This is a genomic window from Methylobacterium sp. Leaf466 (assembly GCF_001425565.1).
Taxonomy (GTDB): domain Bacteria; phylum Pseudomonadota; class Alphaproteobacteria; order Rhizobiales; family Beijerinckiaceae; genus Methylobacterium.
This window is the reverse complement of record NZ_LMRC01000031.1, coordinates 146,860-167,995: the sequence shown is the minus strand read 5'-3', so window position 1 is coordinate 167,995 and position 21,136 is coordinate 146,860. Positions and strand designations below refer to the sequence as shown.

The window sequence follows — 21,136 nt, the reverse complement described above, 5'->3', positions numbered from 1 at the left end:
GCAGGATCGGACGATGCACGACCGACCTTCGGACGATGGCGACCGCGTGGAGATCACGCCCGAAATCCTGCTCAAGGCCTATGCGGCCGGCATCTTCCCGATGGCGGAGGACGCCGACGACCCGGCCATCTACTGGGTCGAGCCGCGTGCGCGGGGGGTCCTGCCCCTCGACGGTTTCCATGTGGGCCGGCGCCTCGCCCGCACGGTGCGCAGCGACGTGTTCGAGGTCCGGGTCGACCGCGACTTCGAGGGTGTGATCGCGGGCTGCGCGGCACCCCGGCGCGATGCGGAGCGCACCTGGATCAACGGCCGCATCCGCGACCTCTACGGCGCGCTGTTCGATCAGGGCCATGCCCACACCGTCGAGGTCTATGCCGAGGGTCGCCTCGTCGGCGGGCTCTACGGCGTGTCGCTGGGCGCCGCCTTCTTCGGGGAGAGCATGTTCCACGTGGAGCGCGACGCCTCGAAGGTCGCCCTCGTCCACCTCGTGGCCCGCCTCAGGGCCGGGGGCTACCGCCTCGCCGACACCCAGTTCGTCACCGACCACCTGCTGCAGTTCGGCGTGACGGCGGTGCCGCGCCACGTCTACAAGCGTCGTCTCGCCGAGGCGATCGCCATGCCGGCCGCCTGGGGCGTATGGCCGGTCGCCGAGCCGAGCCGCGGCGCGCAGGTGCTCGCGGCCCTCGAAGGATGACAGGCCCGCTCAGCGACCGGTGTCGAACGCCATCCGCAGGCCGAGGCCTCCGAGGACCCCGCCCATCAGCCAGCGTTGGACGTTCAGCCATCCCGGCCGGGTGGCGAGGAAACCGGCGATCGACCCCGCCGCCAGCGCGATCATCGCGTTCACGCCGACGCTGACGACGATCTGCACCGTACCCAGCACGAGCGTCTGCGACAGGATATGGCCGTGCTCCGATGTCACGAACTGCGGCAGCAGCGCGAGATAGAGCATGGCGATCTTGGGGTTGAGCAGGTTCGTGACGAAGCCCATCGTGAAGAGCTTCGTCCTGCTGTCGGCGGGCAGGTCCCTGATCGCGAAGGGCGAGCGCCCGCCGGGGCGAAGGGCCGACCAGGCCAGCCAGCCGAGGTAGAGCGCGCCCGCCAGGCGCAGGCCGTCGTAGGCATAGGGGACCGCCAGGACGAGGGCGGTGATCCCGAAGGCCGCGCACAGCATGTAGACCACGAAACCGCAGGCGACGCCGGCCAGGGAGACCAACCCCGCGAGGCGGCCCTGGCAGATCGAACGCGAGACGAGGTAGGCCATGTTCGGTCCCGGCGTCAGGACCATGCCGAGGGAGACCGCCGCGAAGGCGAGGATCGTCGCCGCCTCGGGCATGGGAGCTCCTACCGGAACAGGGAATCGAAGATCGACTGGGGCTGCTGCGGCGGCGGCGCCGGGGCGGGCCCCTCGTTGTTGGGGAAGAATTTTCGCGATGGCTTCTGGCGCGGCTGTACCGGCACGCCGCGGGGGCCCTCGACGTCGACCTGGCCCCGCGGGTTGACCTGCTGGGCGGTGCGGGTCGGGTCGTCGCGGCGGGTCGGCCGCTTGGTCTTTTCGGACTTGGCGGCCAGGACCGGCACGTCCTCCTGCTCGCGCGCCTCGGCGATGATGTCGGTGCCGCCCTTACAATCGACGAGCCAGACGTCGTAGATCGGGTGCTCGATGGCATGCAGGCCCGGGCTCGCGGCGAACTGCCAGCCCGTGAAGATGCGCCGGTACTTGTTGTCGAGGGTCACCTCGTCGACCTCGAGGAAGGCCGTGGTCTTGGGGCTCTCGGTGGGCGGCCGGCTGTAGCAGACCCGCGGGGTCAGCTGCAGGGCGCCGAACTGCACGGTCTCGTCCACCGCCACTTCGAAGGAGACGATCCGGCCGGTGACCTTGTCGAGGCCCGAGAACACCGCCGTCGGGTTCTTGATCTTGTCCGCGAACGCGGATCCGAGCGGCGCGGCAGCGAGGAGGCCCGGAAGGACGGCACGCATGAGGACGGTGCGCAGGCGGGATGCAGGGGGCATTCGGCACGGTCTCGCGGGCGCGGTCTACTGGAACGAAGCGGGTGGGCCGGAGCACTCCGACCCGGCGAAACACCCCATATCCCGCCGCGATAGACAGGCAAACGATGTTGAAAAAGCGGCGGCGCCGGCGAGTCGCCCGCCGCCACGGCGACGGCGGCTCCGCCCGTTCGCGGTCACATCTTCGAAAGGCTGCTTCGTGAGCACGCTTTAACCTGAACGCGCGTTCAGATCTCGATGTTAACCGATGAAACGATGCCGTCCTGCATAGTCGAAAACAGACGGAAACATCGAGCGGCCCCAAGTAGAGCCGCAGGAGCATCAACCAATGATCAACGCTTCTCTTCAGCTTTTCTGTAACCGTATCGTCGCCGAGGGTCGCCTCGACGCCGGCGACGTCCGCCTCCTGGCCGGGGAGATCCTCGTCGACGGCATCGCCTGCCGCGACGAGGCCGACATGCTCATCGCCCTCGACCGCGCCTCCGTCGACGCCGATCCCGCCTTCGGCGACCTCCTCACCGCCCTCGTCGTCGACTTCGCCGTCTGGGGCGAGCGCCCGACCGGCTACATCGATGCCGGCATCGCCCGTTGGCTCGCCGCCTCCCTCGGCGCCGGTTCCGGCCCGACCCCCCTGGCGGCGCGGATCGCCCTGAGCGTCGTCCAGGAGGCGCAGGCCAGCGACGAGCACTTCATCGCCTTCGCGCTGGCCGCCAAAGCACTCGCCGCCAAAGCCCTCGCGGGCGGGACCCGCCAGGCCGACGAGGCGACCGCCCCGCAGGCCCTCGCCGCCTGAACCGGAACGGATGCGGCGCCCGACGCGAAGGCGCCCCCGACAGGCCCCGACCCCCGGCGTCGACGAACGACATTGCGCACGCGAGGTGACACGACCCGAGGCCCGGACGGCCCTCAGGAAACACGCAGCGGATGCGACCATCAGCTTCCCGAAGCAGCACAACTGCTTTAACGGAGGCAAGCTTGGGCGGCTCGTCCCGTCCCGTGATCCCGACCGACCCAGAGTGCCCGGACCGATGTTCGAGAAGATCCTGATCGCCAATCGCGGCGAGATCGCGTGTCGCATCATCAAGACCGCCCGGCGGATGGGCATCAAGACGGTGGCCGTCTATTCCGACGCCGACCGCGACGCGGTCCACGTCGCCATGGCCGACGAGGCCGTGAACATCGGCCCGGCCGCGGCGGCGCAATCCTACCTCGTGATCGACAAGATCGTCGACGCCTGCAAGCGGACCGGGGCGCAGGCGGTCCACCCCGGCTACGGCTTCCTGTCCGAGCGCGAGGCGTTTCCGCGGGCGCTCGAGGCGGCCGGCATCGTCTTCATCGGACCCAACCCCGGCGCCATCGCCGCCATGGGCGACAAGATCGAGTCGAAGAAGGCGGCCTCGGCCGCCAACGTCTCCACGGTGCCGGGCTTCCTCGGCGTGATCGAGAGCCCGGAGCACGCCGTCACCATCGCCGACGAGATCGGCTACCCCGTCATGATCAAGGCCTCGGCCGGCGGCGGCGGCAAGGGCATGCGCATCGCCCACTCCTCGGGCGAGGTCGCCGAGGGGTTCGCCCGCGCCAAGTCGGAGGCCGCGTCCTCCTTCGGCGACGACCGGGTGTTCGTCGAGAAGTTCATCACCGATCCGCGCCACATCGAGATCCAGGTGATCGGCGACAAGCACGGCAACGTGATCTATCTCGGCGAGCGCGAGTGTTCGATCCAGCGCCGCAACCAGAAGGTGATCGAGGAGGCGCCCTCGCCGCTCCTCGACGAGGAGACCCGCAGGAAGATGGGCGAGCAGGCCGTGGCCCTGGCGCGTGCGGTCGCCTACGATTCGGCCGGCACGGTCGAATTCGTCGCCGGCCAGGACAAGTCCTTCTACTTCCTCGAGATGAACACCCGCCTGCAGGTGGAGCATCCCGTCACCGAGATGATCACCGGCGTCGACCTCGTCGAGATGATGATCCGCTCGGCCTACGGCGAGGCGCTGCCCCTGACGCAGGACCAGGTCAAGCTCGACGGCTGGGCCGTGGAGAGCCGGGTCTACGCTGAGGACCCGACCCGCAACTTCCTGCCCTCGATCGGGCGCCTGACCACCTACCGCCCGCCGGCGGAAGGGCGGTTCGGCGAGGCGATCGTGCGCAACGACACCGGCGTCGAGGAGGGCGGCGAGATCGCGATCCACTACGATCCGATGATCGCCAAGCTGGTGACCTGGGCGCCGACCCGCGAGCAGGCGATCGACGCGCAGGCCCAGGCGCTGGATGCCTTCGCCATCGACGGCATCCGCCACAACATCCCGTTCCTCGCCGCCCTGATGGCGCATCCGCGCTGGCGTTCGGGCAACCTCTCCACCGGCTTCATCGCCGAGGAGTTCCCCGAGGGCTTCGTCGCCCCGGAGCCCGCGGGCGAGATCGCGCAGCGGATGGCGGCGGCGGCGGCGGCCATCGACCACAAGCTCAACCAGCGCAAGCGCGGCATCTCCGGCCAGATGCGCGATCCGAGCCTGCTGCACTTCGAGCGCGACCGCGTCGTGATCCTGGCGGGCCAGGCCTACCCGGTGACCGTCGACACCATCGGCGAGGCGCTGGCGGTGACGGCCGAGGACGGCAGCATCCTGAACGTGGTCAGCGACTGGCGCCCGGGCGAGCCGGTCTGGTCCGGCGAGATCGGCGGCCACGCGGTGGCGATCCAGGTGCGCGGCCTTCTCAACGGCGTCTCGCTCCAGCACGCGGGCGCGGCGGCCGAGGCCCGCGTCTACACCCGCCGCGAGGCCGAACTCGCCGCCCTGATGCCGGTCAAGGAGAACGCCGGCTCCGGCAAGCAGGTGCTCTGCCCGATGCCGGGGCTCGTGAAGGCGATCCTGGTGACGGAAGGCCAGGAGGTGAAGAACGGCGAGGCGCTGGCCATCGTCGAGGCCATGAAGATGGAGAACGTGCTGCGCGCCGAGCGCGACGCCACCGTCTCGAAGATCTCGGCGAAGGAAGGCGACAGCCTGGCGGTGGACGCGGTGATCCTCGAGTTCGCGTGAGATCGCGCGAGGCGTGAACACGACGCACAACGGGCAGACCAAACTGCTGGCCACGGGGATCAACAACATCGCCGTGGCCTTCATCGTGATCGGCGTCGTCACGCCGGTCACGGCGGTCAGCTTCGGCATCGCCGTGGCCCCGGCTCCGAGCCTCGCCACGGCGTTCTTCGCCGGCGTTTGGTTTTGTGCCGGTGCGGGCCTACATATTCTCGCGAGACGCGCGTTGCGGAGCCTGAAGTCATGAACACCGGCGAGATCTTCGTCACCTTCGTGATCCCGGCGGTGGTCCTAGCCGCGGCCTATCTGGCCGTGCTCGCCAATGAGCGGGCGATACGCCGCTCGGACGAGCAGGGCGGCAAGTAGAAACTCCGGCGCTCCATCCGCCGGCACGCAATGCCCCTCTATTTCGCCTACGGCGCCAACATGGACGCCGGCGCCATGGCCCTGCGCTGCCCGGGCTCGATCCTGATCGGACAGGGCCGGCTCCACCGGCACCGCTTCATCATCATGCGCGAGGGCTACGCCTCGGTGGTGCGCGACCCCGCCGCCACGGTGTGGGGCGTGCTGTGGGACCTCAAGCTCGCCGACATGCCGGCGCTGGACCGCTACGAGGGCGTGTCGGGCGGGCTCTACGTCAAGGCGTCCCAGCCGGTGGTGACGACGGGAGGCATCAAGCGGGCGCTGATCTACCTCGGCGGCAACGCGGTGGCGGGGATCCCGCGGCCCGGCTATCTCGAAGCGGTCCTGGCGGCGGCGGTCGCCGCGCAACTGCCGGCGGCCTACCTCCGGGAGATGCGCGGATGGCAGCGCCGGGCGCGCTGACGCGATCGGCCGGGAAAATCGAGGGACGATGACGCAGACGAGAACGGTGCAGGTCGTGATCCGGGGTCGGGTGCAGGGCGTCGGATACCGGTATTGGACCAGGGACGAAGCGCTGCGCCGCGCCCTGTCGGGCCATGTGCGCAACCGCGTGGACGGCGCGGTGGAGGCCCTGTTCTCCGGTCCGGCCGAGGGCGTATCGACCATGATCGAGGCCTGCCGGCGCGGCCCGCCGGGCGCGCGGGTCGACGACATCGTCGTCGCCGAAGTCGAGTCCATGCCGTCCGCAGAGGGATTTGCGATCCTGTCCGACTGACGTCGGCGAACACGACGTCGGGTGGAGGGGTTCGTATCGGACACACGGCTGGCATGCGCGACGGAGCACGCCCCGGACCTGGACCTCGGCCGAATCCGCACGCAGAACAGCCCGGCATTGTCGCGGCACCCGTCCGGCGCATCGTCCCACGGCGTCTCGAGCCACCCGCCGCGGACGCGGACAGACGAGGAGACCATGGCGTCCCAGACCCTCTCCACCGTGTCGCTCCCGGCGGACTTCTCGCACCTCGATCTGGCCGCCCTGATCGTCTTCGTCGCGATGTGGCTCGGCTATGGCCTGGCCGTCGGCCGGATGCGTGGGCGGCGCACCAGCCTCAGCCAGTTCATGAACGGCCAGCGCGAGGTCTGGTCCCGGCAGATCGTCACCCGCGACAACCGGGTGGTGGACACCACCATCAACGCCTCGCTGCAGAACGGCACCGCCTTCTTCGCGTCCACCTCGCTGATCGCGCTGGGCGGCGTCCTCACCCTGTCGCGCTCGAGCGACGACGTGCTCACCCTGTTCGGGGCGCTGCCGTTCGGCGCGGTGGCCAGCCGCGTCACCTGGGAGATCAAGGTGGCGGGGCTGGCGGTCGTCTTCGTCTACGCCTTCTTCAAGTTCGCCTGGGCCTATCGCCTCTTCAACTACGGCGCGATCCTCATCGGCGCGATCCCGACGAAGGGTTCGGGCGCCGGGGAGGCCGAGATGGAGCGGGCGGCCCGCCGGGCGGCGGCGATGAACATCGCCGCGGGCGGGCACTTCGCCCGCGGGCAGCGCGCCTTCCTGTTCGCGCTGGCCTACCTCGGCTGGTTCGTGGGGCCCTGGGTGCTCATGGCGACGACCGCCGGGGCGGTCTATGTGATGTGGCGGCGGCAGTTCGCCTCCGATATCCGTGCCGCCCTCCTGGCGGACGAGGACATGCCCTTATGACCATGCCCCTATGACGAAGCCGGTCCGTCCGAGCGACGCGCTCATCACCGAGACGATCCTGGCCATGGTCGAGACGCGCGGGGCCGACAAGACCGTCTGTCCCTCGGAGGTGGCGCGTGCCCTCGGCGGTCCGCATCCGGAGGGCTGGAGCCCCTTGATGCAGCCGGTGCGCCGGGCGGCGGTGGCCCTCGTCAAGCAAGGCCGCATCGCGATCCTGCGCAAGGGCAGGCCCGTGGACGATCCGGACGATTTTCGCGGAATCTACCGGCTCGGGCTGCCCGTCGCGGACGGGGAGGGGGCCGGGAACCAGTCGTCGGTGTAGCCGGCCAGGCGGTAGGCGAGGAGGCCGACCCACTCCTTGGCCATGAGGTCGAGGACGAGGAGCCCGGTGGAGGCGAAGCTGTTGAAGCGGGCCGCATCCCCCCGCGCGCCGGTGCGGTAGTCGACCGGATAGGCCACGACGTCGAAACCGGCCTTGCGGAAGCACCCCATCGCCCGCGGCATGTGCCAGGCGGAGGTGACGAGCAGCCAGCGCTCGCCGGGTTTCGGCTGGACCTTGTCGGCGGTGAAGGCGGCGTTCTCGCGGGTGTTGCGCGAGCGGTCCTCCTGGATCAGGCGAGTGCGGGGCAGGGAAAGGGTATCGGCGAAGCGCCCGACCACCTCGGCCTCGGAGGTGGTCTCCCCCGCCAGACTGCCGCTGCCGCCGGAGAACACGAGCCGGGCGCCCGGGTATCGCCTGGCGAGGTCGGCCATCGCGACCTGCCGCTCGCCGGCGTCGTTCGTCATCATCTGCCCACGGCCCATGGTCAGACCCGTCTCGACGGCACCGCCGAGCACCACGATCCCGGCGACCGGGCCGCCGTCGTCGGCGAAGGCCGGGAAACGGTCCTCGAGGGGCAGGGCGATCCAGGTGGCGAGCGGCGAGAACCCCGCGACCGCGAGGCCGACGAGGCCCGCCATCGCGAGCCCCAGCCCGATCCGGCGCAGGCGTGTCGCCAGCGCCAGCAGCACCCCGAGGCAACCGAGGAGAATCAGGAAGTTCGAGGGCGTGATCAGGAAGAAGACGAGCTTCGAGAGCGGGAAGAACATCGCGCGGGCCGGTCCGATGGTGGGAAGGAGTGCGCCGTCAGGCGGGATCGCCTGGGCGGGGCGGGTAGGCGTGCTCGACCCCTTGCGGATCCCGGACACGCCATCCGGCGCCGTCCGCGCCGAGATAGGCCGGACCCACCGGCACCTTGCCGTGGCCGCCGGGAATGTCGAGGACGTAGGTGGGCTGCGCCAAGCCCGAGAGGCGTCCGCGCAGGGCCTCCATCAGCGCCCGGCCCTGCGTGAGATCGGTGCGCAGGTGCGCCGTGCCCGGCGCGAGGTCGCCGTGATGCAGGTAGTAGGGCTTGATGCGGTTCTCGACGAACGTCCGCATCAGCGCCTCCAGCGTGGCGGCATCGTCGTTGACGCCGCGCAGCAGCACGCTCTGGCTCACCAGCGGGATGCCGGCGTCGACGAGCCGGTCACAGGCGGCGCGGGCCGCCTGCGTGAACTCGCGCGGATGGTTGGCGTGCAGGGCCACGAACACCGCACGCCCGAAACGCTTCAGCGCTGCCACGAGGTCGGCATCGACCGCAGCCGGATCGACCACCGGCACGCGGGTATGGAAGCGCAGGACACGGACGTGCCCGATCGCGCGAAGGCCGGCGGCGATCCGCTCCAGGCGGCGGGGCGACAGGGCGAAGGGATCGCCGCCGGTGACGATCACCTCCCAGATCTCGGGCCGGGCGGCGATATAGGCGAAGGCCGCGATCAGCTCCGCCTCCGTCAGGCTGCCGAGGCCGCCGGGGCCGACCATCTCGCGGCGGAAGCAGAACCGGCAATAGACCGGGCAGACGTGGAGCGGCTTCAGCAGCACCCGGTCGGGATAGCGATGGACGAGGCCGGGCAGCGGGCTGTGGGCGGCATCGGCGATCGGGTCGGCCCGCTCCTCGGCCCGCGTCTCCAATTCGGGGCCCTGCGGCAGGAACTGCAGGCCGATCGGGTCGGCGGGGTCGAAGGGCGCGATCAACTCGGCCATGTCGGGCGTCACGCCGATGGCATAGCGCGCGGCCACGGATTCGAGGGCGGCCATGTCGGTCGCGGCGGCGAGGCCGGCCGCGACGAGATCGGCCGGGCTGCGCAAGGTGCGGGTCAGCATGGGGCGCCCATCATGGGACACCCATGGCGACCGGCGTCCAGACCACGTCCTCGATGCGCGGGGCACCGGCGAGCAGCATCACCAGCCGGTCGAGGCCGAGGGCGATCCCGCTCGCCTCCGGCATCAGGGCGAGTGCGGCCAGGAAATCCTCGTCGATGGGATAGGTCCGCCCGTAAAGGCGCGCCTTCTCGGCCATCTCGCCCTCGAAGCGGCGGCGCTGCTCTGCCGGATCGGTGAGTTCGCCGAACCCGTTGGCGAGTTCGACTCCGCAGGCATAGAGTTCGAACCGTTCCGCCACGCGCGGGTCGTCCGGGCTACGGCGCGCCAGCGCCGCCTCGCTGGCCGGATAGGCGTGCAGGACCGTCGGCCGGCCGATGCCGAGGTGCGGCTCGATTGTCGCGACGAGGACGCGGCCGAAGAGGTCCGACCAGGTATCGTCGGGCGCGACCCGCAGTCCCGCACCGGCCACCGCCTCGGCCATGGCGGCGCGGTCGGTGGCGCCATCCCGGTCCATCGTCGCCAGGAGGTCGATGTCCGCAAACCGCGAGAAGGCCTCGGCGAGGGTCAGCCGCTCGAAGGGAGCGAACGGATCGGACCGGCGCCCGCGAAACTCGAGGTGTCGCGTGCCGGCGGCATGCGCGGCCTCAGCGAGGAGGGCGGCGCAATCCTCCATCAGCACGGTGTAGCCGGCCTCGGCACGATACCATTCGAGCATCGTGAACTCGGGATGGTGGAGGGCGCTGCGTTCGCCGTTGCGGAACACCCGCGCGAGGGTGAAGAGCCGCGTCTCGCCGGCCGCGAGCAGCTTCTTGCAGGCGAACTCGGGCGAGGTGTGGAGATGGAGTGGGGCAAGGGAGCCGTCCGGCGCCACGATCTGCGTCGAGAAGGCGTGCAGATGCGTCTCGTTGCCGGGCGAAACCTGCAGGGCCGCCGTCTCGACCTCCACGAAATCATGCGCCGACAGATGCGCACGCATGGCCGCGACCACGCGGTTGCGCATCATCAGGACCGGGCGACGGTCGGCGTGGACCTGGGGCGTCCACCAGGGCGAGGGCGCGCTCACGGCGTCGCGCGCCGTGGATCGACGTCGCCGGGACGCGCTGACACAGCGGCGACTGGCAACCACGGCGCGGATGGAGTAGTGGCGAACCACAGATGCCGTTCCCGCGGGCCGGACCCGACGGGGCGTGCGCAGCATTTTCGTACAGACAGGACCAGACCCCGTGAAGGTGATCGCCTCTTCGCTCCGCAAGGGCAACGTCGTCGACAAGGACGGCAAGCTCTACGTCATCCTGACGATCGAGAACATCCACCCCGGCAAGGGCACGCCGGTGACGCAGCTCGACATGCGCCGCATCACCGACGGCGTGAAGATCTCGGAGCGCTACCGCACCACCGAGTCGGTGGAGCGGGCCTTCGTGGAGGATCGCGACCACACCTTCATGTACGAGGACGGCGAGGGCTACCACTTCATGAACCCGGAGACCTACGAGCAGGTCGCGGTGCCCAAGGACGTGGTCGGCGATGCCGCCCCCTACCTCCAGGAGAACATGACGGTGAAGCTCTCCTCCCACAACGGGGTGCCGCTCACCATCGAGTTGCCCCAGCGCGTGGTGCTGGAAATCGCCGAGACCGAGCCGGCCATGAAGGGCCAGACCGCCTCCTCGTCCTACAAGCCGGCGATCCTGTCGAACGGCGTGCGCACGGCCGTGCCGCCGCATATCGCGGCCGGCACCCGGGTGGTCATCATGACCGAAGACGGCTCCTACGTGGAACGCGCCAAGGACTGACGTCCCCGCACGGCCCTTCCCGGATCAGGCACGGCCCTTCCCGGATCAGGCACGGCCCTTCCCGGATCAGGGAGGGGATGCCGCCGCCTCGTAGCAGGCCTGCGACAGGGCCTGCGCGCGGGCGCGGTCGGCCGGCGTGAACGAGCGGCCCGCCTCGGCCCACAACCCCTCCCGGCGAAAGCCGACGACGACGCAGCGTGCCGCGATCCGGCACGGCCCGGCCTCGCCGCCGGTCTCCGTGCAGTTGCGTGCGTAGACCCGGCGGAACTCCGCTTCCCCGGCGCGCGGGTGCTGGCCGCTCAGCGCGACGACGCCGGTGAGGAGGCCGAGCAGCACCGGTTGGTGGACGAGGTAGATCGACAGACTGTGGCGCCCGGCCATCGCCAGGCCCCGCATCGCGCGACCCGTCGCGGCCCACTCCGCAAGTGAGGAACGCGCAGCGGCGGGGCCGGCGAGGCGGGCGGCGGCGATCCCGGCCAGCACCAGCCCGAACCAGGGAAACAGCGGCACGTAGTCGTTGGTCTGCGGAACGCCGCGACCCAGCCCGAGGAAGGCGAGGACGGGATCGTCGAAGACCCTTACCGGCGGAAAGACCTCGGCCTGCACCAGGTGGGGGGCCGCCAGGACCGCGACCGCCCCCAGTGCGGACACGAGCGCCGGCGCGCGCAGGAACGGCACCGCCAGCACGCTCGACAGGGCGATGCAGTGCAGGATTCCGAAGAAGATGTAACTGTCGGGGAAGGCGATCCGCGTGGCCGCGGTGATCGCCAGGGCCGCTCCGCCGATCCGCAGGAGCCGCATCAGGAAACGCCGCCGGCGGATGGCCTCCGTCGCGGCCTCGCCCCGTCCCCGCATCAGGACGAGCCCGATGCCCACGAGGAACAGGAACGTGCCGGCGATGCCGTGCGCGGCCGCCTTGCCGGGCGGGGTGAGCGCATAGTTCTCCGGCGTGAGGCCGAGATGGCCGAGGTCCCAGGTAAGGTGATAGGCGGCCATGGCGACGAGGGCCGCACCCCGGGCGGCGTCGAGGGCAGCGAATCGCCGCCCCGGCGGAACGGCGGCGGGCGGGGTGGTCTCGGCGCTCTGCATGGCCGCGGCCCCTAGCATCGATCGGCGCTTCGGGCGACCTGTCACGGCCGCCGGCAGCCACGGCGTCGCAGGCGGCCGTCGACCCTTTCCGGCCCCGCAGGAGCGCGGGTTAAGATTTCCCGAGTCCGATCAGCGGCTTCCCCCGGGCAGGGCAGGGGCATGTGCGATCGCCACCTGTTGCGCCTTTGCCGGGTCGGCGGAGATTGCGCGATCGAGAGGCAGCGCTGGCGGGCAAACGGGCTTCCGCCGAGTCACGACTTTGTTAATCTTGATTGCGGATCGCGCAGCGTGATTCGGTGTGGGTTGCTTACAATGTCGGACGTCTTCGGATCAGGCCTCCACGGGTCGCACCCAGCCGCATCGTCCGACGACGCCCGAATCGCCGACGGCCTGTCGTCCGAGGAGCTTCGCCCCCTCGATCTCATCGAGGTCGCCGGCCGCATCAAGTGGTTCGACGTCGCCAAGGGCTTCGGCTTCATCGTGCCCGACGACGGGACCCCGGACGTGCTGCTGCATATCACCTGCCTGCGCCGGGACGGGCACCAGGGCGCGAGCGAGGGTGCGCGCGTCGTCGTCGAGGCGACCCGGCGCGCCCGCGGCTGGCAGGCCTTCCGCGTGATGTCCCTCGATCAGTCGACGGCGACCCACCCCTCCGAACTGCCGATGCCGCGCACCCATGTGAGCGTGACGCCCACCAGCGGCCTCGAGACGGCGGTGGTGAAGTGGTTCAACCGCCTGCGCGGGTTCGGCTTCCTCAGCCGCGGCGACGGCACCCCGGACATCTTCGTGCACATGGAGACCCTGCGCCGCTACGGGATCGCCGAACTCAAACCCGGCGAGACCGTTCTCGTCCGGTACGGCGACGGATCGAAGGGTGTGATGGCGGCCGAAGTCCGCCTTCTCGACGGTGCGTTGCCCGCCTCCCACTGAAGCGGCAGAACCGTAGCGATGCACATGTCCGTTTTCCGCTCCCGCCCCTGGCAGCGGTTCGCCGCGGCCTTCCTCGCCCTGGTTCTCCTTCAGGTGTCGGCGGCGGCACAGACCCAGACCGAGCCGCTCACCATCGCGGCCCACGGCGCCAGCCACGGCTTTGCCGTCGAGGTCATGCGCGACGACGAGGCCCGCTCGCGCGGGCTGATGTTCCGCCGCACGATGGCGGCGGACCACGGCATGCTGTTCGACTTCGAGAAGGTCGCCCCGGTCGCCATGTGGATGAAGAACACCTACCTGTCCCTCGACATGCTGTTCATCCGGGCGGACGGCACCATCGCGCGAATCGCCGCCGATACCGAACCGCAGTCGACCCGCGTGATCCCCTCCGGGGAACCGGTCCTCGCCGTCCTCGAACTGAACGCCGGCACAGCCGCCCGCCTCGGCATCAAGGCCGGCGACCGGGTGCAGCATCCGCTGTTCAAGCCGCGCTGATCGCCGCGCATGACGACGAACGAAAAGTGAACGACGCCGGTTGACGGGAGTCCCCTTTGCGATCATCGTTCCCGTAATGTTCCGGTCCCGCCGAGACGGCGGCCCGGTCTCGCGGCGGGAGGCCACCATGGTCGATTGTGATGTCGAGCCGGCTTGCGATGCCGTGCCGTGCACGGAGGTGCTCTACGCCAACGGGGAGTGGCGCGTGACCGCCGAGGGGATCGAGCATCCGCGCACCGGATACGTCATCGACCGGGCGGGTATCGATCGGCGCCGGGACGGCGAGCTCTGGGAGTGGCCGTTGCATCTGGCGGAGAAGAGCTGGTGCGAGCCGGGACCGTTGCGGGACGCCTTCATGGTGGCCCTCGGCCGCTACGGGGTCGCCGCAGATCCTGATCTGATGCGGTCGTTCGCAATCGGCTTCGGTCCGAGGTTCGGGAGCGGACGCGACATCGTCGACCTGGGGTTCACGTCGCTGGGCGAGATCGTGTCGCGTCGGCGCCATGGCGGGCGCAAGCCGCCCGGCCCTCTGCCGAGCGACGTGGCATGGCGTCGCGACGAGACCGGCGACAGACGCAGGGTCGCGGTCGCGGGCCGCTGACCGGCGGCAGGGACCGCGCCCGTGCCGCCCCGACCGGTGGTTGACGGGGCCGGTGCCCGATGGTCCTTCGCGTCGGGCAAGTCCGGTGAGGATTGCGAGACTGGCGAGGATCTCATGCAGCACGACGAGACGGCTCACCGAAGCGACGCCCCCGAAGGTCACGAGGGCCTGCTGACCCCTCCGTTCTCGCGGCGCGGGTTCGTCATGACGAGCCTGATGACGGGGCTGACCCTGGCGACGACCTCGGTGGAGGCTCAGGTCGTCACCACCGATTCGGTGGGGATCGAAGCCGGCGAGGTGGCCATTCCGACCGTGGACGGGCCGATGCCCGGATACCGCGCGGTGCCGGAGGGGAGCGGTCCGTTCCCGGTGGTCCTCGTCATCGAGGAGATCTTCGGGGTCCACGCCTACATCAAGGACATCTGCCGCCGTCTCGCCAAGGCCGGCTATTGCGCCGTGGCGCCGGAACTCTACGCCCGTCAGGGCGATCTCGCGTCGATGACGGATGCCCAGACGATCATCCGCGAGGTGATCTCGAAGACGCCGGACGCCCAGTGGATCGCCGATCTCGACGCCACGGCCGCCTGGGCGACCTCCGCCGCCAAGGGCGATCCGGAGCGGCTCTCGGCCATGGGCTGGTGCCGGGGCGGGCGCGCCATCTGGCTCTATGCCGCCCACCGTCGCGACCTCAAGGCGGCCGTGGCCTGGTACGGGCAGCTCGGGGGCGAGCGCACGTCGATCCAGCCCAGGACCGCCGGCGACGTCGTCACCGAGATCCAGTCCCCCATCCTCGCCCTCTACGGCAGCGCCGATACCGGTATTCCCGTCGCGAGCATCGAGGAGGCCCGTGACAAGGCCAAGGCGGCCGGCAAGTCGGTGGAGCTGGTGGTCTATCCCGACGCACCGCACGGGTTCCACGCGGACTATCGGCCGAGCTACCGCAAGGCCGCAGCCGAGGATGGCTGGGCGCGCGCACTGGCCTTCCTCAAGGCGAACGGTGCGGGCTGACCGCGCTGGATAATCGGCCGACCCAGCTTCCATACAAACCCTGCGCGACCGATGGTCCGCAGGATTGACATAATGAAGCCTTAACGGGTCTCGAGAGTTACGAAAGGATCGGCCGATCTTTTCGCCGTCGGGGGCGTTCGACGCAGATGAGTGCTGTAAGTTCGACGGCCCGTAAGCCGATGATCCTGGTCGTGGAGGACGAACCCGACGAGCGCTTCCTGGCCGCGACCCTCCTCGAGGAGACCGGCTTCGACGTGATCGAGGCCGAGACGGCGGAACACGCCCTCGCCATCCTGAACGATCGTGCCGACGAAGTCAGCGTCGTCTTCTCGGACGTGCGCACGCCCGGTCCGATTGGCGGCTTCGAACTGGCACGGATCATCGGCGTGACCTGGCCGCGGGTCCGCGTCCTGCTGACCTCCGGCGATGCCGGCGACCAGCCCAGCGACCTCCGGGTCTCGGCCACCTTCATCCCCAAGCCCTGGCGTGCGGCCGACATTCTGTCGTGGGTCGAGGAGAACGCGCCGCCGCGCCCCGGCACGCCGGACCGACCGGCGCTGGTGGGAGATTCCCGACCGGCCTGACGTCATCGTGGGCGATAAAATTCAGGATCTTAGGGGAAACTTGGCTCGACGGATGCGTTGACCGAGTCATTGCGCGTCATGTCTCGCGCGGTGACGAAGCCTGAACGTGAACAGATCACACCATGATCACCGTCGATTATCAACGCCCGGCTATATCCCAAGACAGTGATTCGTTTCACACCGGCTTTTCGTCGACAAAGCTCGTCGCGAAGCTCGGCGAGGAATTACAGGGTCTCTACGGCGACGTGACCGGGGCAGGGCAACCCAGCGATTTGCTTGCGCTGGCGAGACGGATCGACGAGCAGCGAAACATTCACGAGGGTGAGGGTTGAGGGCAACAGGCAGCCGGAATTCGTTATTCCTGGCATCGGCCGGCCCTCCTTGTTGTCCGGTGGTGACGGTGCGGCTGCCTTGCCGCCGCCGAATCTCTGATATGAGAACGAGATCGTTTCGCCCGATCCGCCGTCACCGCCGAGTTCCGGATGCCCCTGATGAAAAGCCTCGGCACGGTCGCCGCCGTATGTGCCGTGACGCTGTCGCTCGTGGTTGCGGCGAAGGCCGCAGCGCCTCCGGTCCAGCCGATCGAAGGCCCCGGCGCAAACGGTGACCGGAGCGCCACCGTCGTGAAACGTGCGGTCGGCCGCATCGGGTCGGCCAGCTACGTCTTTCACAAGGCCGGACCGGCGCCGGCCGAGGGCCGCCCCGTGGCGATCGTCCTGCATGCCTGGGGGGCACCGAACCCGCAGGTCTACGGCGCCTGGATCGACCATCTCGCCCGCAAGGGCTTCCTCGTGGTGTTCCCGCGCTTCCAGGAGGTCAATCGCACCCGGCCTGCCGATGCCACCGCCAACGCCATCAAGGCCGCCAAGGCCGCCTTCGCCGAGATCGCTCAGGACGGCGACGCCAAGCCCGACCTGAACCGCGTCGCGGTCCTCGGCCATCTCGCGGGCGCGCCCATCGCCGCCACCCTGGCGGCCGAAGCGGCGGCGGAAGGCCTGCCCGTGCCCAAGCTGGTCTTCGTCGTCATGCCCGGCGGCATCGCCAGCGACGCCCGCTCCCGCGGCGTGCCGCTGAAGGATCTCGCCGCGCTGCCGGCCCAGACGCTGATAGTCACGATGATCGGGGACCGCGACGCCCGCGCGGCCGATCTCGCGGCCCGGCGCATCCTGCGCGAGGCGACCTCCGTTCCCCCCGAGCGCAAGCTGTTCGTGCGCGTCCTGTCGGACGACCACGGTTTTCCGGCCCTCACCGCGACCCTGGCGTCCCCGGCCGGGGTCGATGCCGCCTTCGACGGCGGCGCCATCAAGGCACCGCCGGAGCCGCCGCGCGACCCCAAGCAGCCCCCTCCGCCCTTCCGCTGGTCGGCGGACATGGCACTGACCGGCGAACAGACCACGCTGGTGGCCCAGCTCAACAACGCGCGCTCCGACAGCCTCGATTATCTCGCGTACTGGAAGACGTTCGATCTGGCCGCCACCGCAGCCTTCGCGGGCACGGACGCCGCCACCCTCAAGAACAATCCCCGCCTCAGCGACATGGATCGCTGGGCCGACGGGTGGCCGGTCAAGCGCCTTGTGGTGGAGATCCCCCGCCTCGGCCCCGCACCCAAACCCGCCCCTACGCCGGAGACGGTCGCCGCACCGCGGCCCGCCGGACGCCGATGATCGGGTGATCGACCGCCCGGTCCGATTTCATCGCCACGGATACCCCGATGCAGCTGTTCCATTCGCATTTCTCGCCCTTCGCGCGGAAGGTCATGGTGGTCGCCCATGAGCTCGGCCTCACCGATCGGATCGCGCTGTTGCCGACCGCCGCCCATCCGGTCACGCGCGATGCCGCCATCCTGCGCCATCATCCCCTCGCCCAGGTGCCGACCCTGATCGACGACGACGGATTCGTACTCGCCGACAGCCGGGTGATCTGCGAGTACCTGGATACCCTCTCCGAGGGCGGCATCTTCCCCTCCGCCGGCCCGGCCCGCTGGGACGCCCTCGCGCTTCAGTCCACCGCCGACGGCCTCCTCGATGCCGCGCTGCTGATCCGCTACGAACTCACCGCCCGGGCCGAGGCCGAGCGCTCGGCCGCCTGGATCGCGGGACAGGAGGCCAAGATCGCCACGGTGCTGGCAGACGTCGAGGCGCAGGCCGATGGCTTGGGCGAACGAGTCGACATCGGCGTGATCACGCTGGGCTGCGCCATCGGCTACCTGGACCTGCGCTTTCCCGACCCGACCCGGGCCGCCCGGCTGCCGAAGACGGCGCTCTGGTACGAGGGCTTCGCCCAGCGGCCCTCGATGGTCGCCACCCGCCCGCCCGCGGCGTGACGGGCAACGCTGCGGTGGCGTGGAGTTTGCTCCGTCGGCAACCGGCCAGCCGGATGCCGCACCCATGTCCTATACACCCATGCCCGATACGCCCCTGCCGAACTTCGTCGCCGTCCTGATCTCGGTCCTCGCGTTCACCCTCGGCGTCGTCGTCCTCAACGGTCTGACGCGCCTCGCTATGGCTGCGGGCATGGCGCCGGCCGATCTGGCCGAGAACGGGTTCCTGCAGTACGGCGGCGCGCTCCTCGCCGCTCATGCGATCCGGCGGCTCACGGCCCGTCGCGGCCTCGCGCGATCGAAGTCTTGATGGCCTCCCGTATTGGGTTGGCCGAGCGCCGAACGGCGAAGTGGACATCCGATCCACTCCGAATACTCTACTCACGCAGCCCAATAACATAGATCAACATTCGATAGGGCGACCGGTACCGAATCAACATTGTTAAGCACATTGCCGATCTCTCGGTTGCTCAGCGCGAGGTTTCGTTGTGCGGCGATCTGGTTTTGCTATCGTGCACCCACCGGCTCGCCAATCGGCCCGGCGATCGAAGACCACGATCGACCGGGACCAGGACGGCGCCGTTCACGATGCGCTCGCGAGGGCACGATGGGCGAACACCAGACGGAGACGCCCGGTGGCGTGACGGATGCGGCCTGGGAAGACTGGGCGACGTTCCGGACCCGGACCGACGACCCCACGGCGTCCGGCATCGCGGCCTGGTTCGAGGACTACGTCATGCAGCCGCATCGCGATGTCGGACGCAGCGGCCACGTCTGCCCCTACATGGCGCCTGCGGTCCGGCAGAACCTGGCGCGCCTGAGCGTCTACGCGGCGGATCCCGGCGACGCCGGAGGGATGCGCGCCACCCTCCTGAGGGGTATCGACCTCTTCCAGGCGATCCCGTGCTCGCCCAGGACCAGCCTGTTCCGGACCGTGGTCGTCGCCTTTCCCGCCCACGCCGACCGGGACGGCGTCGCCCGGCTGCAGGTGCTGCAGCGGTCGGTGCGGTACCGCGCGGCCTGGCACGGCCTGATGGTGGGGCTGTTCGAGCCGGACTCGTCGCAGCCGGGCGTGGTCAACCGGACGTTCCATTCGTTCCGCTCGCCGATCCCGCTGATCGCCATCCGCACGATGGTGGAAGGGGACGCCCCGTTCGTCCTGCGCAACCCGTTGATGATCCCGCTCTACCTGTCGCGTTTCGGCGCGAGCGGGCGCAGACGCCTCCTGCGCGCCCTCAAGCAGAGGCTCAAGGACAGGTTCGGCGCTGCCCACGGCACCCCCGAGGCGGTCTGAGGCGAGACCGGGCGCGGACGCCGCAGGACCCGGTCCATATGTCTCGCCGACGCCCCGGAATCGCGTTGGCGCCACGGGCCCTCGACCGGCTACCATCGCCGGCGACATGATCCGTTCCTTCGCGCTCCTCGCCCTCCTCGTTCTGCCCGTCCACGCCGCCGAGCCGCTGGGGCCGGCCGGACTGCCGGCCTCGGCCTTCCCCCGGCCGGACCGACCGGTGGCGGAGATCATCACCTCGGTCTGGGCGCCGGAGGCGAGCCGCGACAAGCGCGACGAGGTCGGACAGGTCGCCCGCCTGATGGGGATCGGGCCCGGCCAGACCGTGGCGGACATCGGCGCGGGCAGCGGCTACTACGTGGCGCGGCTCAGCCGGATCGTCGGGCCGCAGGGCCGCGTCTTCGGCGAGGACGTGATCCCATCCTACCTCGACGACCTGTCGCGCCGGGTCCGCGACGAGAAACTCGGCAACGTCACGGTGGTGCGCGGCCAGTCGCACGACCCGCGGCTGCCGCCCGGCTCCGTCGATGCGGCAGTGCTCGTCCACATGTACCACGAGATCGACCAGCCCTACGGGCTGCTCCACAATCTCGCCGCCGCCATGAAGCCCGGCGGCCGCATCGGGATCGTCGACGACGACGATATCCCCGCCCGCCACGGCACGCCGCCGGACCTGCTGCGCTGCGAACTCGCGGCGGCCGGCTACCGCGAGGCCGGCTTCTCGAAGCTGGAGGGCGGCAGCGACTATCTCGCGGTCTTCGAGGCGCCAGCAGTGGACGCGCGTCCCGACCCGGCCGGCATCGTGCCCTGCAAGGACACCACGACCCGCAGCCGCACCAGGGCTCCGTGAGCGGATGGCGGGATTCACCCTTCGCTAGCGGCCATCGCCTAAGGCTGGTGCCCGCAACGGATCGTCGCGGAGGTGGGGTGTGGTTCTCGCGTATTGGCTCGATCAGCCAGTCTGGCTGATCTTCGTCTGGATCGCGGCCGTGTTCGGCTTCGCCAGCGCGCTCATCGTCGGCCTCACGGTACTGCCGATGACGCGGCCGGCGATGGCCAGGATCGGCGGCGGCATGGTCCCGACCTATTTCACCGCGATCTCGGTGCTCCTGGCGCTCCTCACCGGGTTCGTCGCCAATGATGCCTGGGAGCGTCAGCGCACCGCCACGCGGATCGTGCAATCGGAACGCAGCGGCCTCCTGGCGATCCACGATCTCAGCATCGCTGCGGTGTCGGACATGAAGGACCTGCGGGCCGAGCTCGTCGCCTACGCCGATGCCCTCATCACCGACGAATGGCCCAAGATGGCCGACGCCACCTCGTCGGCGAAGGCCGGGGAGACCCTCGGCCGCCTGATGCAGGGGGCCGCGGACCCGCGGCACGGCACCGAGGCCGGGGCGGCCGCGCACTCGGCCCTCCTCGACGCGGTGATGGGGCTGCGCACCGCCAGGGGCGAGCGGCTGTCGCTGAGCGATGCCACGGCCGACCAGTCGAAATGGCTGACGCTGATGGTGCTAGCCGGCCTGACCATGCTGTCCATCGGCTTCGTGCACATGGACCGGCCGGTGACGCAGTTGACGGCCCTGATGCTGTTCTCGACCGCCATGGTCACGACGCTGGGCGTCGTCGCCCTGCACGAGCGGCCCTTCGACGGCCCCCTGGCCCTGAGTTCGGCGCCGCTCCAGGCGGCGCGGGCGGTGATGGAGGCGGCCAGGCCGGGCGGCTAGCGCTTCAGA

At 70.1% G+C, this 21,136-nt stretch carries 28 protein-coding genes; 22 read left to right on the top strand and 6 right to left on the bottom strand.

Going from position 1 to position 21,136, the window contains the following annotated elements:
• Positions 1-13: 13 nt before the first annotated feature.
• On the top strand, positions 14-694 hold the full coding sequence (gene aat / locus ASG59_RS12220; RefSeq protein ID WP_056409103.1) for a leucyl/phenylalanyl-tRNA--protein transferase: 681 nt from the start codon (positions 14-16) through the stop codon (positions 692-694).
• A 9-nt stretch (positions 695-703) separates the two neighbouring features.
• On the opposite strand, the gene ASG59_RS12215 is transcribed toward aat, so the two are convergent.
• Both ASG59_RS12215 and ASG59_RS12210 read right to left on the bottom strand, forming a co-directional pair.
• The gene (locus tag ASG59_RS12215) at positions 704-1,336 is read right to left on the bottom strand and encodes a LysE family translocator (protein WP_056409101.1); all 633 of its coding nucleotides are present in this window, start codon (positions 1,334-1,336) and stop codon (positions 704-706) included.
• Between the two features lie 8 nt (positions 1,337-1,344).
• Positions 1,345-1,980 (bottom strand): DUF2155 domain-containing protein, encoded by a 636-nt coding sequence (locus ASG59_RS12210; protein ID WP_200938245.1) that lies wholly within the window; start codon positions 1,978-1,980, stop codon positions 1,345-1,347.
• Between the two features lie 358 nt (positions 1,981-2,338).
• Here ASG59_RS12210 and ASG59_RS12205 point away from each other — a divergent pair, with 358 nt between their 5' ends.
• From ASG59_RS12205 to ASG59_RS12175, 8 genes are all read left to right on the top strand, one after another.
• The gene (locus ASG59_RS12205; RefSeq protein ID WP_056409099.1) at positions 2,339-2,803 is read left to right on the top strand and encodes a hypothetical protein; all 465 of its coding nucleotides are present in this window, start codon (positions 2,339-2,341) and stop codon (positions 2,801-2,803) included.
• Positions 2,804-3,038: 235 nt separating this feature from the next.
• Positions 3,039-5,042, top strand: coding sequence for an acetyl/propionyl/methylcrotonyl-CoA carboxylase subunit alpha (locus ASG59_RS12200; protein ID WP_055888325.1), 2,004 nt, complete (start codon positions 3,039-3,041; stop codon positions 5,040-5,042).
• 13 nt (positions 5,043-5,055) lie between these two features.
• Positions 5,056-5,286, top strand: a complete 231-nt coding sequence (locus ASG59_RS12195; protein WP_056409097.1) for a hypothetical protein — start codon at positions 5,056-5,058, stop codon at positions 5,284-5,286.
• Positions 5,283-5,405: a hypothetical protein gene (locus ASG59_RS21445; protein WP_274533838.1), complete on the top strand. Its 123-nt coding sequence runs from the start codon at positions 5,283-5,285 to the stop codon at positions 5,403-5,405. Before ASG59_RS12195 ends, ASG59_RS21445 begins: the two co-directional genes overlap by 4 nt.
• A gap of 30 nt (positions 5,406-5,435) precedes the next feature.
• Entirely contained in the window at positions 5,436-5,864 is a 429-nt protein-coding gene (locus tag ASG59_RS12190) for a gamma-glutamylcyclotransferase family protein (RefSeq protein ID WP_056409095.1), read from the top strand.
• 28 nt (positions 5,865-5,892) lie between these two features.
• On the top strand, positions 5,893-6,177 hold the full coding sequence (locus ASG59_RS12185; protein ID WP_056409093.1) for an acylphosphatase: 285 nt from the start codon (positions 5,893-5,895) through the stop codon (positions 6,175-6,177).
• Between the two features lie 195 nt (positions 6,178-6,372).
• A complete protein-coding gene (locus ASG59_RS12180) occupies positions 6,373-7,107 on the top strand; it encodes a DUF599 family protein (RefSeq protein WP_055888333.1) in 735 nt (244 codons plus the stop codon).
• Between the two features lie 10 nt (positions 7,108-7,117).
• Positions 7,118-7,429 carry a DUF3253 domain-containing protein gene (locus ASG59_RS12175; RefSeq protein ID WP_056286343.1) on the top strand — a complete coding sequence of 104 codons (312 nt, stop codon included), beginning with the start codon at positions 7,118-7,120 and terminating at the stop codon, positions 7,427-7,429.
• Here ASG59_RS12175 and ASG59_RS12170 read toward each other — a convergent pair.
• Genes ASG59_RS12170 through epmA form a run of 3 tightly spaced genes read right to left on the bottom strand, consistent with a single transcriptional unit; the run spans position 7,369 to position 10,295 of the window.
• A complete protein-coding gene (locus ASG59_RS12170; RefSeq protein ID WP_056409091.1) occupies positions 7,369-8,196 on the bottom strand; it encodes a YdcF family protein in 828 nt (275 codons plus the stop codon). The genes ASG59_RS12175 and ASG59_RS12170 overlap by 61 nt on opposite strands.
• A gap of 37 nt (positions 8,197-8,233) precedes the next feature.
• Complete coding sequence (locus ASG59_RS12165) at positions 8,234-9,292, bottom strand: lysine-2,3-aminomutase-like protein (protein ID WP_056409089.1); 1,059 nt, start codon at positions 9,290-9,292, stop codon at positions 8,234-8,236.
• Positions 9,293-9,302: 10 nt separating this feature from the next.
• A complete protein-coding gene (gene epmA / locus ASG59_RS12160; RefSeq protein WP_244475710.1) occupies positions 9,303-10,295 on the bottom strand; it encodes an EF-P lysine aminoacylase EpmA in 993 nt (330 codons plus the stop codon).
• A 220-nt stretch (positions 10,296-10,515) separates the two neighbouring features.
• Here epmA and efp point away from each other — a divergent pair, with 220 nt between their 5' ends.
• Positions 10,516-11,082, top strand: coding sequence for an elongation factor P (efp, locus tag ASG59_RS12155; RefSeq protein ID WP_055888343.1), 567 nt, complete (start codon positions 10,516-10,518; stop codon positions 11,080-11,082).
• A 66-nt stretch (positions 11,083-11,148) separates the two neighbouring features.
• On the opposite strand, the gene ASG59_RS12150 is transcribed toward efp, so the two are convergent.
• Positions 11,149-12,171, bottom strand: a complete 1,023-nt coding sequence (locus ASG59_RS12150; RefSeq protein WP_056409087.1) for a heparan-alpha-glucosaminide N-acetyltransferase — start codon at positions 12,169-12,171, stop codon at positions 11,149-11,151.
• Between the two features lie 312 nt (positions 12,172-12,483).
• Between ASG59_RS12150 and ASG59_RS12145 the strand changes: the two genes are divergently transcribed.
• The 12 genes from ASG59_RS12145 to ASG59_RS12090 all read left to right on the top strand — a co-directional run bounded on the left by ASG59_RS12145 (position 12,484) and on the right by ASG59_RS12090 (position 21,127).
• Positions 12,484-13,101: a cold-shock protein gene (locus tag ASG59_RS12145; RefSeq protein ID WP_055888347.1), complete on the top strand. Its 618-nt coding sequence runs from the start codon at positions 12,484-12,486 to the stop codon at positions 13,099-13,101.
• A 24-nt stretch (positions 13,102-13,125) separates the two neighbouring features.
• Positions 13,126-13,596 (top strand): DUF192 domain-containing protein, encoded by a 471-nt coding sequence (locus ASG59_RS12140; RefSeq protein WP_056409085.1) that lies wholly within the window; start codon positions 13,126-13,128, stop codon positions 13,594-13,596.
• Between the two features lie 40 nt (positions 13,597-13,636).
• Complete coding sequence (locus ASG59_RS12135; RefSeq protein WP_210168510.1) at positions 13,637-14,197, top strand: hypothetical protein; 561 nt, start codon at positions 13,637-13,639, stop codon at positions 14,195-14,197.
• A 114-nt stretch (positions 14,198-14,311) separates the two neighbouring features.
• Entirely contained in the window at positions 14,312-15,205 is an 894-nt protein-coding gene (locus tag ASG59_RS12130; protein WP_056409083.1) for a dienelactone hydrolase family protein, read from the top strand.
• A gap of 146 nt (positions 15,206-15,351) precedes the next feature.
• Entirely contained in the window at positions 15,352-15,789 is a 438-nt protein-coding gene (locus ASG59_RS12125; RefSeq protein WP_055888354.1) for a response regulator, read from the top strand.
• Positions 15,790-15,911: 122 nt separating this feature from the next.
• Positions 15,912-16,121 (top strand): hypothetical protein, encoded by a 210-nt coding sequence (locus ASG59_RS12120; RefSeq protein WP_056409081.1) that lies wholly within the window; start codon positions 15,912-15,914, stop codon positions 16,119-16,121.
• A gap of 159 nt (positions 16,122-16,280) precedes the next feature.
• Entirely contained in the window at positions 16,281-17,453 is a 1,173-nt protein-coding gene (locus tag ASG59_RS12115; RefSeq protein ID WP_156399221.1) for an alpha/beta hydrolase fold domain-containing protein, read from the top strand.
• A gap of 47 nt (positions 17,454-17,500) precedes the next feature.
• The gene (locus tag ASG59_RS12110; RefSeq protein ID WP_056286317.1) at positions 17,501-18,112 is read left to right on the top strand and encodes a glutathione S-transferase; all 612 of its coding nucleotides are present in this window, start codon (positions 17,501-17,503) and stop codon (positions 18,110-18,112) included.
• 94 nt (positions 18,113-18,206) lie between these two features.
• Positions 18,207-18,419, top strand: a complete 213-nt coding sequence (locus ASG59_RS12105; protein ID WP_055888531.1) for a hypothetical protein — start codon at positions 18,207-18,209, stop codon at positions 18,417-18,419.
• A 297-nt stretch (positions 18,420-18,716) separates the two neighbouring features.
• Positions 18,717-19,403 carry a DUF6875 domain-containing protein gene (locus tag ASG59_RS12100; protein WP_056409077.1) on the top strand — a complete coding sequence of 229 codons (687 nt, stop codon included), beginning with the start codon at positions 18,717-18,719 and terminating at the stop codon, positions 19,401-19,403.
• A gap of 106 nt (positions 19,404-19,509) precedes the next feature.
• Positions 19,510-20,250, top strand: coding sequence for a methyltransferase domain-containing protein (locus tag ASG59_RS12095; protein ID WP_056409076.1), 741 nt, complete (start codon positions 19,510-19,512; stop codon positions 20,248-20,250).
• Between the two features lie 79 nt (positions 20,251-20,329).
• Positions 20,330-21,127 carry a DUF4239 domain-containing protein gene (locus ASG59_RS12090; protein ID WP_055888364.1) on the top strand — a complete coding sequence of 266 codons (798 nt, stop codon included), beginning with the start codon at positions 20,330-20,332 and terminating at the stop codon, positions 21,125-21,127.
• Positions 21,128-21,136 lie beyond the last annotated feature (9 nt).